The following is a 17,605-nucleotide window of genomic DNA, read 5'->3' as shown; positions in this document are numbered from 1 at the left end:
TACTCTCCCGCTTCACTTCCAACGTTCTAACGACTCATCCCGACGCTGTCTGCGGATTCAATAGAGCCGAATTGATCTGATGGATATGTTCGAGGACACGCCCCAGCTGGTCTTGAAGGAGCGCACGGCTCGGATACACGATTGCCGTTGATCCCTGCCGATCCTCACGCAGAAGCTGATAGAGCGGCCCAAGGAAGGCTTCCGTCTTCCCGAAGCCTGTCGGCGCCGAGAAGACCGCCGCCTTGCTCGTCTCCGACGATTGGCGCTCGCGGTCAAGTTCGTCTACCGTCTGCCAGCTCTCCACCTGAAAATCCAGCGGGTCGAACCCGAACAGGTCGATGATGTTCTCGACGAACTCGTCGGAGCCTGTGTAGGCGCTCGTCTGGCGACGCTGCTGGCGCTCGCGACGATACTTCACCGCCTCAGTCACGAACGGTGGGTCGTTCTGGTCGGCGTCGAAGATACGCCGATTATAGAGCATCGCCTCGATCAACGGCTGAATGTCCCCATCCAGACGAGAAGGGTTCGTGTGCCGGTCTACGAATTGCATATGATAGGGAGCGGAAACGTACTCAATCGACTGACTGGCTCCTCCTTCAAGCTTGCTACAGATGAACCAACGGAAAATTACTTTTCTCTGACTGCTAAGATATTTATCATCTCATATAGATTATATCTCTTTATGCCAGAGACTCGCTTCTTCAACGGCTTTTCCAGCCACTACCCCGGGTGAGTCGATATAGTCGGAAAGTACACTCGCCAACTCTTTTTCGAATCCAGGTGTTGCGACACGTCGAAGGGGTGGATTATCCAGCCGTTCCCGAATCTCTTTCTGATTCTCGTGGATGTCCTCTAGCTCTTCGTCAGACACATACCTAGCGAGTAGAAATGGTAAATTTCCTTCTTCAATTGCACATGAGAGATTAACCCCATTACTGGCTAATATTCGATGTACATTGTGCTCACTCAGGATCTTCTCAATGTCAATTGCTTGGCCGATGGTTTTTCTGTTGAATCCGTGTGAGTCGTAGTCAGTATATGAATATACCCTGCGTAAGTCGACAGCAGATGCTTGACAAATAGCGACTTGCGGCTTCTTCTGTTGGTCTAAAATGTCCTGTTCTATCCAATCCTCGATTTCTCGACGCCCAACCTTGTGTGGGGCCTCGAAACGCTCGGGGAATCCCTTCGGAGGGATAACATAGGTTTCCCCTGTGAGCATCTCTGCTTGATTGTTCTCTATAATATACTTCTTCAGGAACTTCTTGTCCGGATCGCTTTCTGCGTAGTCATTAAAGAACATAATTATGATCGCAGGAAGTGGCCAATATTTTCGAATAATGTCTTCTTTTGAGACGCTATCTTTCTGGAGGCCACGAATCATCCATTCGTAATCCGATATTCGCTCCCCTTTTATTCTCTAGCTTCTCTCGAAGTTGTTCCTCTATTTCAAGAGCCCTCTCGTTACCTTCGATTTCTTCGCTTGAAGTTCCTTCCTGAATGGCCGAATTCTGAAGCCAATCTAACCCTTGCCGAAGTGTTCAATCCGTGGCTGTTTTCAGGGCTTGTGTGCCAACCAGCACTGCTCCCCTCCCAACACCAAAGGCGAGGATATTTGACCCTGGAATCATATTTTCTATGACAGTTTATTCGGCAAAGAGCCTTCCGTTCAGATTCTCAGATCTGACATCCCACATCTATGACAGCGTCAACTCGATGTATTCCCTGATATCGGACTCGGCGAGTAGCCGCCGCTGGTCGTCAGTCAGATCCGCGTACGAGAGGCGCTCGTCCTCGATCATCCGGTAGATGAGGTCGCGTATCTCGTCCGGGTAGGCCCCGAACAGTTCCTCTTTGAGTTCGTCGAACGCACTCCGCATATCTTCTCCGTACTCGCGTGCGTTCTCTTTGAGCGTGTCGAGGTTGGCGTCCTCATCCCCCATGTAGACCTGTTCCTTCCACCGCCAGTCGTTGAGGAGTCCCTCAAGCATCTTGAGTCGCATCGAGCTGACGCGCTCGACCCGCTCGTTGAGACGTCGCATCGCGGTCACGGTCGAGTTGTGCTTTAACCGGAGTTCTTGGATCCGGTTCTGGACGAGTGTTTCCGCGGTGTCGACGTCACTCTTGAGGGCATCCAGACGCTCCTCGACGGCTTCGTACTGCCCGCGCTCGAGGAGCTCGAGGACCTCCTGGACTTCTTTCCTGGTCTCATGCTCGATTTCGACGTCTTCTTTGAAGAACGCTTTCGCGAGGACGCGCTGGAGGATCGTCTCCTCCATTGTTTCGGCGAGTTCGTCGAGTTCGTCGGAGAGGTGGCGACGTCGGTGTTCCTGCTTGATCGCTTCGAGTCGGGTTTGGAGGTCTGCTGTCTCACTCGACATAGTGTTCACCTACCGTGCGGAATTGCTTCGCGAAGTCGCCGCCGGTTCTCCCGCCACCGACGATTGTGAGGTCGTCGTAGCGCTGATAGGCGTTCGTGGAGGTCAACTTCAGGCTGATTAGGGTACCCTGTAAGCGCTCGGCGTCCGTTCCCATGACGAGGTCATCAGCGAGTTTTGCGGCGTCAACGGCGGTATTGAGGTTGCGCTGTGAGAGGGCGACGAACTTCCCAAGCGACTCAATCATCTCGGCATCGATACTATCGTACGTCCGGAGTGTGTCGACGAGACTCTCGGTTTTTTCGATGGAGACGCCCGCCAACTCGTCGGTAATCGTCGTGACTACGTCGTCGCGATACTCCCCTTCGATGCTCTCGAAGGCACGATGAAGGTCATATGCGTTGTCCGCTATATCTCGGATCTTGCTGTCGGTGTCGAATCGGACGCGTGGCGAGATTCGCCCGATTCGCCCTCGTCCGAGACCCTCGAGCACCTGATAGGGTGGATTCGCTTCGAGACGAGCACGGATGGCCGCGACGTCGAGGGTACTCTCGTTCGCACCGAAGAACGCGTTGACCATCTCGCGATACCATTCCGCGTTAGCGACGAACTCGGTGATTGCGTCGAAGTCGTCTGTCGGAAGTTCGGATTTGAGTTCGGACCGAAGGTCGTCATCCAGCGTGTAGGATGTGCCTGAATCAAAGCGTCTGCTCAGCAGCTCTGCGCTGAGTTCCTCCGTAGGAGAGTCAAGGAGGACAGCATACGTGTAGCCTGCGAGGGCAAAGTCCTCGAACGCATAGTCGGCCGATTTCTTGAAGAGCCGCATTTCGGACTGGAGGTTCTGCTCTCGAACTTGCTGCCGCCAGCGGCGCGCGTATCCGGTTAGTTGCGTCCCTAGGTCGCGGAGCAATTCCTCGTAGTCCGCTCCGCCCTTCTGCACCTCTCGATAGATCCCGAACTTGAGGAGCTTACGCAGATCGGAGATCCGAAACTCCGCGGGGTCAATGACAATCTGGTCGTCGTCCGGCGCCTGCGCAAGACTCTTGAAGACGAATGGATCCTTCTCGCTGCTCAGATTATATCGGAGGCTCATTCCGTCGTATAGCGTGAAGTCATCCGTCAGCCGGTCGATTGCATCTCGTAGACCGGTTCGAAGATAGCGTGTTATTTCGTCGAAATCGGCAGGGTTCTGCTGCCATGTCTGTACGTTCGACCGGTGGTCTTGAACTAACTGCTCGGCTCGCGTCAGCCCAGGAGACGTTCCTCCACCATTTCCGCCTGTACCGGTCCCGCTTCCACCGTTGGTGTCGGTTCCCTCACTTGGTATTCCGGAGAGGTCCGTTGGAACGACAACATTTTGTCCCGTCTGTTTGACGTCGTCCCTGGATTCCACGATGTCTCGGAAGCCAAACGCCTCAACGAAGCGGGAGTCAATGCTGATGCCGTCATCAGTCGGCGAGCCATACCAGCGCGCGAGATGGGCCAGTGGCTCGACATCCTCGTAGATCTCGGTTGACGCGCTCACGGAGTTCTCCAGCGATAGCAGTCTGTCCGCGTCCGATGGTCTGTCGACGTAGCCCTCGTAGTAGTCCCGGAGCACGTCGAAGACTGCCATCACGTACTCGCGGGGAGACTGTTCGTCCTCCGGCAGACCAGTGTAGATGCGTTTGAGAAATGCCTCGTTGAACGGGAAGAGATCGCGGAAGGACTCGTCACAGAACCCGCACTGTGCGCAGATGGAGCCGCTTGGCGCGGCCTGTAGCTCCAGCTCTAAGGCGTCGCCACTCCGATCGTAGTGGACGCTATCATCGAACGACTTGAAATAGCCGAGATAGGGACGGATGAAGTCAACTGCGGAGTCCTTATCGAGGAAGAGAACACTGTTCGAGTTCTGCTTATTCGTCCGATAGTACTCGAATCGGTCCCCTCCCGTCTGAGTGTGGAGTACCCGCGTTGAATCGCGTGTCCCGGCGACGACGAAATCCCAGTTTCCACTGGTCTCAATCTCCTCCATGTATTCACTGAGCTTCTTCGCTTCCATCGCGGTGATGGCGAAGTCCTCGAATATCATCACGGGGCGTGTGTCGTCGGATCTGTCCCCGACGCGCTTCAGAACCTCGTTGAGTGAGGCTGTCTGATAGCGTTCACGGACTTGCCGCCAGAGCTCCTCATTAAATGCGCTTACGGCCTCGGTAACGTCGATGTCATTCGTTATAACTTGAAGGAAGTCGTTTCGCTTGTACGCTTCCTCGGTGACGAACTTAATCTCCTTAGCGTACTCGCCCTTTTCAACGAGAAGAGAGAGCTGGTCCTGCACGTATTCCCGAATTTTCTCTTCTTTTCCGGACGCATCAATTGAATAACCACGCGCACTCAGATTTAGGATCGCACCCGACGTTGCGTTGTTCGCAACGACACTCCCGTTCTCTTGGAGGTCATGTCGAAGTTGCTTGAAGTTCGACGCACCGGGCAGCTCCTCGCCGAATTGCTCCTCGTAGAACTCCGGAATCCGTTCGGAGAGAAGGGTCATCAGGTCGTCGTCTTTTTTGACGTGGATTATCGGCCGTCCCTCGTCACGGAGTCGGTGCGCTAGATACGCACATAGCTCGGACTTGCCGGTTCCAACCTCTCCCTCGATAACGACGGTGAAATTACCGACCTGGTTCGGCGAGAACTCGTGATAAATCTCTTCCTCGTCGACGACCTGTTCTGTGTTTCCGGATTGGTGAAAGACCTTGATTGGCCGATGCGTGAAGTCGAACAGGTCTTGATCGTCAGCTCGAACCGCGGCGACTTTCGAAAACAGCTGGTTAAGCGTCTTCTCATCGACATTCTGGAAGTGCGGACAGTAGAAGTGCGACTGGTTGTCTACTGAATTTAATGTGCTCATATTAGGCTAGTGTGATCGTGTTCGCTTCGCTGTCGATGCCCTCGTATGGTGGGACACCGCCAAGTCCAGTTGCGCCCGCGTCGCCGTACTCAACGAGCTTGATGTCACCGTCGCGGACGAGTTCAAGGAGCACGCGTGCGAGACCCTCCGGGATGTCGCCCTTACTCGTTGTCTCAACAGAGAGGAGATTGTGTCGGAGCCAGCGGAGATACTGGCCAATCTCAATCCCGGGTGTGCCATCGACATCGATCCCACGGTCGTCGACGGCTAGCTTGAGCGATGTTCGGACGAGTTTGGGGTCCGGATAGACTGTGTGTTCGCGCCCGCGAACCTTATGGACGAGTCCGAGGAAGTGGACGAGACGAGTCCAGTTCGCGAACTTGTTGTGATTGTGCGTGATCTTTCCTTGTCGAGAGCTAGGCTCGTACCCGATCTCACTGTACCAGTCGTCGATGTCCGAATACAACCCCTGTTCGTTGTTTTCGAAGTACTGGATGTCTTTCTCGAGGAGATATCGGTAGTTCAGCAGTACGGACGCCTGTTTCCCCCAATTCCCGGGGTCACACTCTTGGGCAAGATTGTGGAGTGCGGTGAGCTTGAAGCTCCACGTTTCGGTGCCAACATCCCACTTGTAGTCCTCCGCGTAGTATTCGTCGTCCTCCCGGCCGACCATCCGGAGGAGTCGGAGGCCATCAAGTGCGGCGTCGAGACCAGCCTTAACGCCGGTATCGGCCTCGATATCGTCGCGCGTATCGGCACCCTCGCGGATCGACCGATATACGGGGAGAAGCGGGCCGGGCGTCTGGACCGCGTTCAAAATGTATCCTTCGCTACTACTCATTGGTCCTTCTGTCGTAACCATGCTTGGTATCGTTTATGAATTGATGACTCATCCGAATCGATCTCATCCGCCTTCTCGACTGCATTTCGGATGACTGGGCTTCGATGAGGCATCGCATACGATAGGTCGAACGTCTGTCCGTCGCGACTCACAGCGCGATTCAGGTCCTCGGCAACCTCTCGGGCGGTTCCACGCTCCCACTCGATGCGACGCCGTAACCACCGCTGTAGGCCCACTATATCGTCCTCGCCGAGGGGGACGGAGCCATACTCGTCCTCTCTCCCGAAAATCGAACCGAACACGTCGTACAGTGGAAGATACGGTGCATCAGGGAGGGCTGCAAAGAGATCTTCAGCTGTCTGTACCGTCTCGCCAGACACGAACTCGTAGAGGTTCGCGTTGTCCTGCACGAAGAGGTTCTTCGTATCCATGAGCGGAAGCCCCCAGCCGGTATTCTTATACACGGATTCATAGGCCGCGTATAGCCGGTCGTAGGACCCAAGGCTCTCGACGAACTGCTCCTGATAGAGTGGTCGCTGTCCGCCGCGCGGCGTGAAGCGCTTTGCATTCGTCACAACGAGTAGCGTCTCAGGTCGTGACGCGTAGCGAGAGACCAGATGGTCGATGGAATACTCCGTCTCTCCTTCGTAGTATTCAGTCGTGACAACGACAAGGTCGTCCGTGAATGCTTCCTCCTTGATCTGGCCAAGGACCTTGTAGTCGTAGTTGAGGTAGTCGTATTGGTTCGTGTAGGACGGGAACTCCCCGCCCGTGTTGAGCGTTCGCCACGACGTTGGATAGGTGAACGTCGAGAAGTCAAGGTACTCGATTGCGGGCAGTGAGCGGAGCATCCACCAGTACTGCTGGTCGCTATTGTCCTGGACAACTGCGACATCGGCGTTCCGCAGCCGTTTGAACGTAGCCGGCTCACGCATCAGGCGCCCCCAGAACCGACGATCGCATCGAGTGTCTGGTGGTTGAGCAGGTCGTTCTGCAAGTAGTATGCGGGCGTGCGCGAAAGGAGGAGGCATTCGTCACAGTAGTCGTTGCAGCGCTCACAGGATGCGACTTCCGCGACGCGTGCTTCGACGTCATCGATGCCTTCCCAGACCTGCCATGCGATCCCATTTCCGCCCTGTCGACTATCGATGATGCGGACGACGATTTCGGGCTCCTTGATCGTGGCCTCAACCCGGAAGTCGGAGCGGTCGCACTGCGCGACAATCGCGATTGCCTTTTCGAGTGCCTGCTCGAGACTGACGAGCGCCTGCGGCCACGTCGTGTCGTGGTCGACGTGTTCTATCCGTGCCGCGACCTCGTCTTGGTCCAATCGGAGCGTCACGCCTTGCGTATGGTATTGCTGGCCGACCGGCGCGTACTCATCTGTGTCCGCGTCCTCGAGGCGCTCTTGCCAGGACTGGGCGGTCGATGGCGATGAGGCGTCGCGTTCGATCAACGCCTCGGAACGCAGGACATTCGTGTTCGGGCTGCTCGAGTGCCGGCGCTCGAATGCGTAGACGAAGTCCGTTACTTCGAGTTCCCCGTAGCTCGCTTCACACGGCATTCCGAAGATGGACCACGAGGCTTCTTCCTGAGACGACGTCGAACGTTCCGATTCGATGTCCGTCGTCATGATCCCGCGCGTGCTGTAGCGCTTCTGCCCGCCACGTGCGGGCTTGCACTCGACCGAACTCACGCCGTGGATGCTCGTCTCTTCGAGGGCTTCCTCGCAGTAGGGACAGCCGTTTGTGTTCTGATCGTAGCTCTCGAAGGGACGGTCACAGTCCTGGTTCGTGCAGACCATGACTGTCGCGAGCGGCGTCGATGAGCCGTGGACGTCATCAACGATGTAGTCCGTTCCGTGGAGGGAGACGACCGCGCCGAGGTCGTTCTCCGGGCCAGGGAACATGTCGTAGAGTCGCCCGGCGCCCTCGAACTCGATCCCTTCCGCTCGTCCAGTGAACTTGACGGGGAACTGCTGGCCGAAGCTCCGATAGTTCGCGAGATAGCCGAGTCGGGAGAGCCACCGGTCGAGGCGGTTGTTGTTCTCGGTGAACGCCTTGTTCGTCTCCGTGGACCCTGACATCGCCGTGATCCGGGAGAACGTCTTGTCAACCCGGCTCTCGACGGAGAGTGGGCCGTCCTCGACGAACGCCTGCTCGAACGCGACGAGCCCTGCCTCACCGAAGATCGATTCGAGGTGGTCTTCAACCGCGTCGCGGCGTTCCTCAAGGAGGAATTCGGTGAGGATGTCGAGGTGCTCTTCGACTTCGCTGACGAACGCGCCGAGGTCCTGGTTCGTCTCGGTGAGCTCGTACATCCGCTCGAAGACGTTCGACGGATGCGGATTGCGGGCGAGGTAGGCGAACGTCTCGGTCACCACGTGGCCTGTGAGTAGCTCGTCGAACCGATACGGGTCGGGGACTCGAACCGGCTCGAAGTCGTCGAGGAACGCATCGAGGTTCCCGTAGTAGTGCCCGTCGACTGGGTGTTCGCCACGTATCGCCGTCATGACTAGCGATGAACTTCCGCGCGTCCGCCCGGTTCGCCCACTCCGCTGGACGTAGTTCGTTAATGTCGGTGGGATCCCGACTTGGGCAACCGTGTCGAGCGTTCCGATGTCGACGCCGAGCTCCATCGTCGGTGTCGCGCTCACGATGTTGACGTCCGGGTCGTCCTTTCGGAACCCTTCCTCAATCGCGCCCCGAAGCGTGTGAGGGATGTTCCCCTTATGGATCCCGACGGTGATGAACTCGGGTTCGCCACCGTCTCGGATCGGGGTCGTGATGTCGTACGCCCAGTGGTCGAGTGCGTACGGCCACTCGGACGCGACGTCCGCGTAGCCTGGGTCAGCGACAAGTGTTCCATCCTCGTCCGTGGTGAACCGGCGATACGTCTCGATTGACGACCCGCAATCGGGACACGTCGATATGCCGCTAGCGTCAGGAACCGGATAGGACCGATAGCACTCCGTGCAGAATGCAGCCCGCTCTAGGAGGACGAGCGTTGACTGATCACGTTTCGCCACCCGGGTGAGGATTCCGCTCTCCGCATCCTCGTCTCCGAGTCCCGCTTCCACGAGCTCGTCACGGACGCGCTCGATGTAGTCGAATGTGTCCTCCTTCTGCTCCTCGCTTGCCCTCGAATTCACGACCATCTGGCGGACCTCCTCCCACGTCTGCTCTACGACGATCGAGTTCTCGAGGAGGCGTTCGAGGATATCGGGCATGACCTCTCGAACTTGGTCGTGGTCATAGCCCGAGCGGGACGCAACACGATCGACGAGCTTGGGAAGCGAGAGGCCGTCGATCGAAATCGTGTTCTTCGAGAAACTGGCACCGGAGCCGCTCACGAAGAGCTTGTAGGTCTCGTGCGCGATGACGAGTTCGTTCGGGTCGTTGATGTCCGCGATGGCTTCCGGGGTGATGAGCGCGCTGTCGAGGAGCTGTGACGCATTGTGGAGCATCGCGTGCCCCTCGATGTCGTCGAGGAGCGTCCGGAGGAAGTTGTACGCCGTCCCATCCTCGTCGATTTCGTTCTGGAGGAGCGGCTCCCAGTACTCTTCGCGTAGCCGGTCCGCGACCGCTCGGAAGAGGTCGTAGTTGTCCGCGCTCCCCCCGTTCTCGATGAGTTCTTGTACGTAGAGCGTCTGCGCCATCAGCCCGTACTCCGTGCCGATAATGCGGTCACCGACGGATTCAGCGGCGCTGTGAGAGTCCGAGAAGACGAGCGTCTTCTTCGATGGCGTCGTCCGGCACACCTCCGTCAGCATGTAGGAGAGCAGGCTCGTCGTCGGGACGCCGACATCCGTGAGCTTCGGCCACTGGCCACAGCCCGGGCAGTCGTCCACGGGCCCCGCATGGTCGTACGGCCGGAACGTTTCGTCCTCGCCCGCCTCGGCCGTCTCGATGTAGGGGTAGTGGCAGCGCTTGCAGAACTGGAGCTCAGTGGTCTGTTCGCCGCACGACGGGCAGGTCTTATCACGCGTGAGCTCTCCGCACGACTCACAGAGCGCGGCCCGAGACGGCGGCTTGAGGAAGACGTGATATTTCTCCGTGATCATCCCGGCGAGCCGTCCGAACGCCATTACGGTCTGTAGGACGGCCTCGGGGTCCGCGACGTCGTCTGCCGCGACGGCCTCAACCAGTTCGTCGTAATGCTTGAAGCCGACTTCTCCCGTCGTATCCTCGTCGAACCAGCGGGCGAACTCAGCGGCTTCTGGGACGGCGTCGACGACGAAGTCGAACCATGCGCTGTAGAGCCCGCCGTCTTCGAGGAGTGACTCCGCGAGCTTGTCGCGACCCTGTTTGGATGTCGCGACGCCGCTCGCGTCATTGAACTCGCTGTCAGTCGTGAGCGTGTCCAGCGCTACCCCGACCGAATCACTGACCCACGCACGTTCGGGAGTGATCGTCACAATTCCCTCAGGGTCACGCTCCACGAGTCCGACTTCGTGTGCGGTGAGGTACCCGTCCTCAAGTCCCGCGGTACGGATGTCAGTGGGTGTCGCATCCCCGCCATAGGCGAACGCCAGTACGCCCGCGAGCTCGGTGAGGTCACACGGCGCGAACCGATCGAAATCCGGGCTCGAACGGACGGGGAATTCACGACCCGTGAACCCAATCGAGTTAATCTCCGACTCCAGTGTCCCGGTCAGGTCGTGGGCGAGCTCGGTTGGGTTGTCCACCGTCGCGGATACCATCGTGACCTGCGGATCGCGATCGGAGTAGAACGCCTTGAGACGCTCCGTAAGGAGCCGTATCGATGCACCCGAAATCCCGCTCCAGACGTGCGCCTCGTCGAAGACGATGTGTTCGACCGGATGCCGGCCTGGATCCTCCCCGAGGATCTCTCGAGTCTCGGGATTGTTACTCACGAACATGTGGTCGAGCGCTTCCGGATTCGTCAGCAGGATGTCGGCACCGTTCCGGATCGCGTCGCGCGTCACGCGGATCCACGAGTACTTGTGGTCGTCCGTCCCCACCGTCATGTCGCCGAGTACGCGCAGCTTCTCGCCGTCCCGTGGACATTCGAGGCCGCGGATGTACGATCCCTCCTCAATCTCGTGTCCACGCGTCCCGACGCGCGTCGGCGTGTCCGAGTCCCAGATCCCGATCGTGATTTGATCCTCCGGTCGTCGTGACCGGTTAATCCGGTCGAGATACGAGATGAATCGGTTGAGCTGGTCGACACCCAGCGTCTTCATCGGATAGACGACCAGTGACTTCAGCCCCTCCTCGTCCGTTGCAAGACAGTGCTCAAGGATCGGGAAGAAGAACGACTCCGTCTTCCCCGTCGCCGTCGGCACGGCGAGGATGTTGTCCGAGGAGTCCCGTTCAATCGCGTCGATCGTCTCGGCCTGATGCTGGTACAGTGAGCCGCTCTCGTCGCCGTCGAAGAGTTCCGCGACGACCGAATCGATGAGGTCCTCGTCGTACCCAAGGCCGTTGAGGAACTCCGTCGCGGGTTGCTCGTCGAACCTCGGTGCGTCCACGAACTCGACGTATGGCCCCTTCTGCTCGACGAGGTCGTTCTCCACGAACGATGTCGCCGTCTCGGCGTCGACGACTTCGTTGAGGCGCGTTAGCTGGCGGTTCCACCACGTAATCTCGGAGGCGCGGTCGATCGCTGAGTCCAGGGTTCGTTGAGGTGAGTGCATTGTGAATCAGTCGTCGCATCCGCCGTTCAGTATTCCTCGCTCCATCATGCTCATTCGCCCACGTCCAGTTTGATCCGCATCGCAATCTGCTCGGTGAGACCGTCGACGTCTGCGATTGTCTCCATGGACGCAGCCCGAAGGTCGGAACGCGTCTCGTAGCCGGCCCGATTGAGTGAATTCGAGATTTCTTCTGTCACGCCGCTTACGTCGAGGAGGTCCCCCTTCCCATTAGTTGTTTCACCATCCTCATCCATCGGCTTTACCGGCTCGCTCTCGGCGTCTATCTCGGCGGCCGATGGCCGAGCAGGCAGCCGGTTGAGCATCTCGAGCGCTCGGTCTGCCTCTGCCTCCGACTGGACGAGCACGGGAAACACCGTGCCAGTCTTCTCATCGACTGGGAGACAGATCTCCTCGATATTCTCGACACGCTGTGCTAGGAGGGCCCGAAGGCTCGGGCTTGGGGGTTCGGTTTGAACGTGTGCGAAGTCCGTGACGCGCTCCCCGTTCCCGAACTCTGCTCGGTACTTCTTCATCGCGAATGGATTCCGATCTCGCTGTTGGGCGCCGTACGCTTTCTCATTCGCTCCTCCTTCGGAGAAGAACGAGCCGATTTCGGACAGCCAGCGATCCATCGGGTCGTTCTGACTGTCGTCGAGACGCTCTTCACGGATATCGACGACCGCCTGACACAGTGAGTGGAGATCCCTGAGGAGTTCGTACCGTTCCGAGAGCTCGTTCTGGACCACTGTCGCGGCCTTTGTGGGCCCTCGGTCATCCTCTACCGCCGCGATGGCGTCGTCCCAGCTGTCGAATACCTTGTAGATGACGCTGGGTGAGTACGGTGATGCGGTCTCAAAATCAGACATTGCCGGCTTCCCATCTGACTCCGCAACGACTTGGCGGAGCGTCTCCATTACGTGGTCCACGAAGCTACTCCCTATCTCTTTGTGTGCAGCGTCGACGCTGCCGAATTCGCGGCGGTAGTCGTACGGAGAAAAGTCGCCGTGCTCTTCGACATCCGCATGGCGCGGGGGATACCCCAGTTCGGCTTCCAGTCGCTCCAGGTCCCCCAGAAGCGCCTGTCGCGATAATCCTTCAATTGACGCCGCCTCTAACGCGTCATCCCAGGAATCGAAATACGAGTAGATGTCTGTCTGAGAGTATTCGAATCGGTCGGTGAACTCGGTCATCGTCGGCGCTTTTCCTAGCTCGTCCCCGACGCGCTCAACCGCTTCCAGTAAGCTTTCCTTGTCTGTTCCTGTGTCTTTTTCCGTTGCTACTGGCTGGCCATTCGGCTCTGGCCCGGTGGTAGAAGATGCCACTGTCGACTCTGCTGTTGCGGCATCTGTCGATTGTGATGTGGATTCCAGACCTTCCCCTGTTTTCGCCTCTTGGCTATGATATTCCGAAGAAACATCCCCAGAAATCAATCCATCGTCATGGTTATAGAAGAATCCCTCCACGAATGAATTTACATGGCTGGATTTTCCGTCTCCCTGTCCGTCCTCGTTCTGCGACTGTTCCTCGTGCAAGGTGCCAGTCGCAGCCTCTCCGATAGCGGGGGGACTCGTGTCGCTATCGTCAACATCACTTCCTCGGTCGCTCTCCTGCTGCTTGGGTGTCTGGGATGTCCCGGTTTCCATCGCCCCGTTTTGCGTCGTTTTTTCGGCGTCGTCGAATGCAGCGGTAAACGCGCTGTCCCACGTGCCGAATTCGCTCAAGAAAACCGTTCCAGGATACTCGCCATCTCTCCGTACGTGAAACGGTTCAGGAACCTTCCCGATTCGATCCGAAATACGACGCAAGTCGGCAATTAGTTCGGATCGACTGGGTGCATTCTTCTCCGCTTGGTCACCGGGACTCTGGTCGCTCCTCTTCTGGCTACCTACGGTCTGATCGTCACCATCACCTCCGGACGAGTTTTCGGCGTCTCCCGACTGAGACTTGATTTGTGACTGATATTCGCGGAGCTTGTTCGGTGAACGTTCTAGCTCTTCCGCTGCCTCGATTGCGTCCGCGAGTGTTGATTCGAGGGACTCCAGTTTCTCTCGTGGAACCTGTAACCCGTTGTCGACGAGAACCAGCTTCCGTCTCGCTTCGGTGTACCCCGTCCGAACCCGAGCCAACAGCTCGTGCTGTGACTCAATCTGTGTGAGCTCCTCACTCACGAAATCATCCGAAACCCCAGTGTTCCCTCGCGCTTGCTTTAGGTGCTCTCGGGCCGACTCGAGAGCGGTAATCGCTTCATATGGGTGGTCTTCAGCCACGTCGACCGCTCGGATCTCGCCTGCGGCCGCCTCGAGTATCTCCACAACCTCCTCCGCCGGTGATTCACCATCATGGATGAAGCGGGAAGCGGGACCAGTGTACGGCTCCTCAGAGTCTCCCTCATGGCCCTCAGTATCCGTTCTTTGATCCCTCTCTTCATCCCACTCGTCGGCTTCAGCCTCTGGTTCTTTAGTCGGGGTCGTTGGAACGTGCTCGTGCTGTATATAGGACACCGCGTCTTGGGGGTCGGATGATCCGCGCTTCTTGACACTGAAGGAGTATTGTTCCGTATCCGTCTCGATGAGTATCGTCGCCGAGAAGAGGCTGCCACGATGCTCCGCGCCCGTCACTTCGATTGCGGGGACTTCGATGAACGTATCCTCCGGCTCTTCACCGATAACGAAGAACACGCGCTGGTCGGTAACGACAGCGATTGACCGATACTCGCTCCCCGATGTTACTGACCGAGATTCGCCTGCGTCACGGGATTCGATCATCACTCCGCTGGAACGGTTGATGAGGAGGTAGTGGATCTGTTCGCCTTCTTTGAGCCGATCGGACACCGGCGGCCCAGCGAGATACTTCTTCCCGAATAACCCACTCTGCTCACCGGTGAACGCCTGTTTCGGTATCTCCCCTCTGGCGTCCATGAGCAGTAGATCAGCATTAGATTTCATCGTGAGAGAGTATTCTACGGAGATTATGTCACCATGGGGTAATACGGGTATCGATACTAAATATTGATTTGACATTACTTGCGTCTCGTTTCCTCACTCGCTCACAGACAAACCACCACTTAAAAACTGAATTCGACAGTTCGAACCGTTGTCCTTCCCGTTATTCTCCTTGTAACCCCGGTTACTCTTCGGCGTAGTCGGGCCGCTCGGCGTACTCGATAGGGTCACGGACGCCGATGTTCTGGAAGGCCTGGAGACGGAAGGCGCAGGCGTCGCAGGTGCCACACGCGGGTTCGTCGTCGCGGTAGCACGACCAGGTGTACTCGTAGGGGACATCGAGCTCGGTGCCCTTCTCGGCGATGTCAGTCTTCGACCACTCGACGAAGGGGGCTTCGATGCTGATCTCGGTGGCGTCCTTGGTGCCGACGTCGACGACGGTCTGGAAGGCGTCGAAGAACGCGGGCCGGCAGTCCGGATAGCCAGAGAAGTCCTCGGAGTGCGCGCCGATGAAGACGGCGTCGCAGTCGTTCGCTTCGGCGTAGGAGGTGGCCATCGCGAGGAGGTTCGCGTTCCGGAACGGCACGTACGAGGTCGGAACCTCGTCGCTCTCTAAATCCGCTTCCTCGACATCCATCTCCTCGTCGGTGAGCGAGGAGTTACCGATCTTCGAGAGATGATCGGTGGTGAGGTGGAGGAAGTCCGCGGCGTCGAAGTACTCGGCTTGCGCCGTCGCACACTCGTACTCCTTGTCCTCGGTGCGTTGGCCGTAGCTCGTGTGAAGCAGGTAGAGGTCGTACCCCCGTTCTTGGGCGACAGCGGCGGCCGTCGCCGAGTCCATCCCGCCGGAGGCAAGGACGACGGCGCGCTTCGCGTCGCTCATTGCTGATCCTCCGTGCGATCGACCGCCGCGTGGAACTGTTCACGCTCGACGTCGGTGGGGTCACCGACGGTCGTGCGGGTCGTCGTAGTGCTCTCAGTCTCGATACCGCGCATCGCTTCGCAGAGGTGGGTGGCGTTCATTTCGACAAGTACCAGGGGTGCGTCCAGTTCCTCTGAAAGACCGGACGCGATGTCGTTGGTGAGGCGTTCCTGCATGGTGAGTTGGCGGGACTGCCAGCGGACATAGCGGGCGAGCTTCGAGAGGCCGACCACTTCCTCACCGGGCCGGTACGCGATATGGGCCGTCCCGTGGAAGGGGAGGAGGTGGTGTTCGCAGAGCGAGTAGAACGGGATCCCCGTCTTCACCACGAGGCCGTCGCTCTCGGCGTCGAACGTCCGCATCGTCGGCTTCGCCTCGGAGCGAGTACCGTCGGTGAGCGTCGCAAACGCGTCGGGCACACGCCGCTGCCAGGTGTCTTTGAGGCCGGGCCGATCTGGGTCCTCGCCGAGCGCTTCGAGGAGGAGGCGCGTCGCGCGCTGGGCCTTCTCCCGGTCGATACTCTCGTGGTCGGGCTGCGTGAATTGTGAGTGTTGCGTCATCGTCTCAGGTGCCGGGGGCGTCGTTCCAGAGGTCGACGTGGAGGCGAGGTGTGTAGCGATAACCGTATTCGATGGCGAGCTCTGCGACTGTGTTCCGCGAGTCGTCCAACTGCTCGCGCGTCACTCCTTCGGGCATCAACAGGACGTCCGAGTCTGGAATCGTCGTCGAAGTGGCGTCCCGGACCCGCTCAAGCAGCTTCTCGATCTCGGGGAGGTCGTCTTCGCCGGTGACGACGAACTTCAACTGCGAGTCGTAGGCGTCGACGAGATCCGCGAGCGCGTCGACGTCGATGCGGCGCTCCTCGTGGCGTTCGGCCCACTCGCCGTCGCCCTTCGGATCTTTCTCCTCGGTGGGTGTGCTGGAGGCGAGTTTCGGGCTGATGCTTGCGAGATCGATCGGTGCGTCGCGATAGATTGTACCGTTCGTCTCGATGGTCGTGTGGTAGCCTAGTTCGTCGAGGCGTTCGAGGAGTTCGACGGGTTGCTCGTGGATGAGTGGCTCGCCACCCGTGAGGACGACGTGGTCGGCCTTCTCATGAGACTCGACTTCCGCGACGATGTCGTCGAGGCTCATCGTGCCGTGCGTCGGTTCCCACGACGTGTGGTAGGAGTCGCAGAACCAGCATCGGAGGTTGCACCCCGACGTCCGGACGAACACGCTCGGAACACCTGCGAGCGTGCCCTCCCCCTGGAGCGAGTAGAACAACTCGTTAATCGGGAGCGCCGCTAAATCCTCATCGCCTGCGTCCGTGGTCGACGACTCGGAGTCGGCGGTCGAGTTGACGGGCATCAATACCCCCCCGCGCAGAGCTCGGCAGTTTCGCGGACGGCGACAGACACGTCGGAAACACGGTCCGGAAGCGCCTCGGAGAGTTTCTCCTCAAGCAGCACACCCATCACCTCAGCCGTGGGCGGATGCTCGAGCACGACGACCCCGTCAGTATCGTCGCTCGCTTCGAAGGCCTTGATGAGCGGATCACCCTCCTCGAGGAGGAATCGGTGGTCCCACTCGTCAACGACGTCCGTGACGTCGCCCTTATCCACGACCCAACCATCCTCGGAGAGCGTCCCAGTAACCGTGACAGAAATCTCGTAGTTGTGGCCGTGCGGCCGACTACACTTCCCGTCGTGGTGGCGGAGCCGATGGCCGGTACTGATTCGGATGGGCCGGTCGCCGCCGATGTGGAGGGTTCGTTCCCCGGCGTCGGCGAGTGATGACGCGGGCTGCTGTTCGAGAGTCACGAATCCGTATTCTCCGAGGGCGTACAAAATAATATCGGTAGAATACTATGCGAACATCAGATGGTGTAATCGTGTTTTGACTAGCTGTTCTATTCTCGCGTAGAGCGTGTCATAGAAGAGTTCACATGGATCCCTGAATCAGCTTAGACAAGTTGAAATCGCCGTACACTT

General features: G+C 58.4%; 12 protein-coding genes. All 12 read right to left on the bottom strand.

Annotated elements, in window-relative coordinates; genetic code table 11:
• Positions 1 to 34 precede the first annotated feature (34 nt).
• Entirely contained in the window at positions 35 to 550 is a 516-nt protein-coding gene (locus ABDZ36_RS09430) for a DEAD/DEAH box helicase (RefSeq protein ID WP_211313476.1), read from the bottom strand.
• A 120-nt stretch (positions 551 to 670) separates the two neighbouring features.
• A complete protein-coding gene (locus ABDZ36_RS09425) occupies positions 671 to 1,384 on the bottom strand; it encodes a hypothetical protein (protein ID WP_211313475.1) in 714 nt (237 codons plus the stop codon).
• A gap of 313 nt (positions 1,385 to 1,697) precedes the next feature.
• Positions 1,698 to 2,381, bottom strand: coding sequence for a hypothetical protein (locus ABDZ36_RS09420; protein ID WP_211313474.1), 684 nt, complete (start codon positions 2,379 to 2,381; stop codon positions 1,698 to 1,700).
• Positions 2,371 to 5,268 (bottom strand): ATP-binding protein, encoded by a 2,898-nt coding sequence (locus ABDZ36_RS09415; protein ID WP_211313473.1) that lies wholly within the window; start codon positions 5,266 to 5,268, stop codon positions 2,371 to 2,373. Before ABDZ36_RS09415 ends, ABDZ36_RS09420 begins: the two co-directional genes overlap by 11 nt.
• Position 5,269: 1 nt before the next feature.
• Positions 5,270 to 6,109, bottom strand: coding sequence for a hypothetical protein (locus tag ABDZ36_RS09410; protein ID WP_211313472.1), 840 nt, complete (start codon positions 6,107 to 6,109; stop codon positions 5,270 to 5,272).
• On the bottom strand, positions 6,106 to 7,044 hold the full coding sequence (locus tag ABDZ36_RS09405) for a hypothetical protein (RefSeq protein WP_211313471.1): 939 nt from the start codon (positions 7,042 to 7,044) through the stop codon (positions 6,106 to 6,108). Before ABDZ36_RS09405 ends, ABDZ36_RS09410 begins: the two co-directional genes overlap by 4 nt.
• Positions 7,044 to 11,768: a DEAD/DEAH box helicase gene (locus ABDZ36_RS09400; protein WP_211313470.1), complete on the bottom strand. Its 4,725-nt coding sequence runs from the start codon at positions 11,766 to 11,768 to the stop codon at positions 7,044 to 7,046. Before ABDZ36_RS09400 ends, ABDZ36_RS09405 begins: the two co-directional genes overlap by 1 nt.
• A gap of 50 nt (positions 11,769 to 11,818) precedes the next feature.
• Positions 11,819 to 14,686, bottom strand: coding sequence for a homing endonuclease associated repeat-containing protein (locus ABDZ36_RS09395; protein WP_211313469.1), 2,868 nt, complete (start codon positions 14,684 to 14,686; stop codon positions 11,819 to 11,821).
• 208 nt (positions 14,687 to 14,894) lie between these two features.
• Positions 14,895 to 15,593: a 7-cyano-7-deazaguanine synthase QueC gene (queC, locus tag ABDZ36_RS09390; protein WP_211313468.1), complete on the bottom strand. Its 699-nt coding sequence runs from the start codon at positions 15,591 to 15,593 to the stop codon at positions 14,895 to 14,897.
• Entirely contained in the window at positions 15,590 to 16,192 is a 603-nt protein-coding gene (gene folE / locus ABDZ36_RS09385) for a GTP cyclohydrolase I (RefSeq protein WP_211313467.1), read from the bottom strand. Before folE ends, queC begins: the two co-directional genes overlap by 4 nt.
• Before the next feature lie 4 nt (positions 16,193 to 16,196).
• Positions 16,197 to 16,982, bottom strand: a complete 786-nt coding sequence (locus ABDZ36_RS09380) for a 7-carboxy-7-deazaguanine synthase QueE (RefSeq protein ID WP_211313466.1) — start codon at positions 16,980 to 16,982, stop codon at positions 16,197 to 16,199.
• Complete coding sequence (locus tag ABDZ36_RS09375) at positions 16,982 to 17,434, bottom strand: 6-pyruvoyl trahydropterin synthase family protein (protein WP_211313465.1); 453 nt, start codon at positions 17,432 to 17,434, stop codon at positions 16,982 to 16,984. The genes ABDZ36_RS09380 and ABDZ36_RS09375 overlap by 1 nt, the downstream gene beginning before the upstream one ends.
• Positions 17,435 to 17,605 lie beyond the last annotated feature (171 nt).

It is taken from the genome of Halarchaeum salinum, from assembly GCF_039520965.1.
Classification (GTDB): domain Archaea; phylum Halobacteriota; class Halobacteria; order Halobacteriales; family Halobacteriaceae; genus Halarchaeum; species Halarchaeum salinum.
This window is presented reverse-complemented; position numbering and strand designations above follow the sequence as displayed.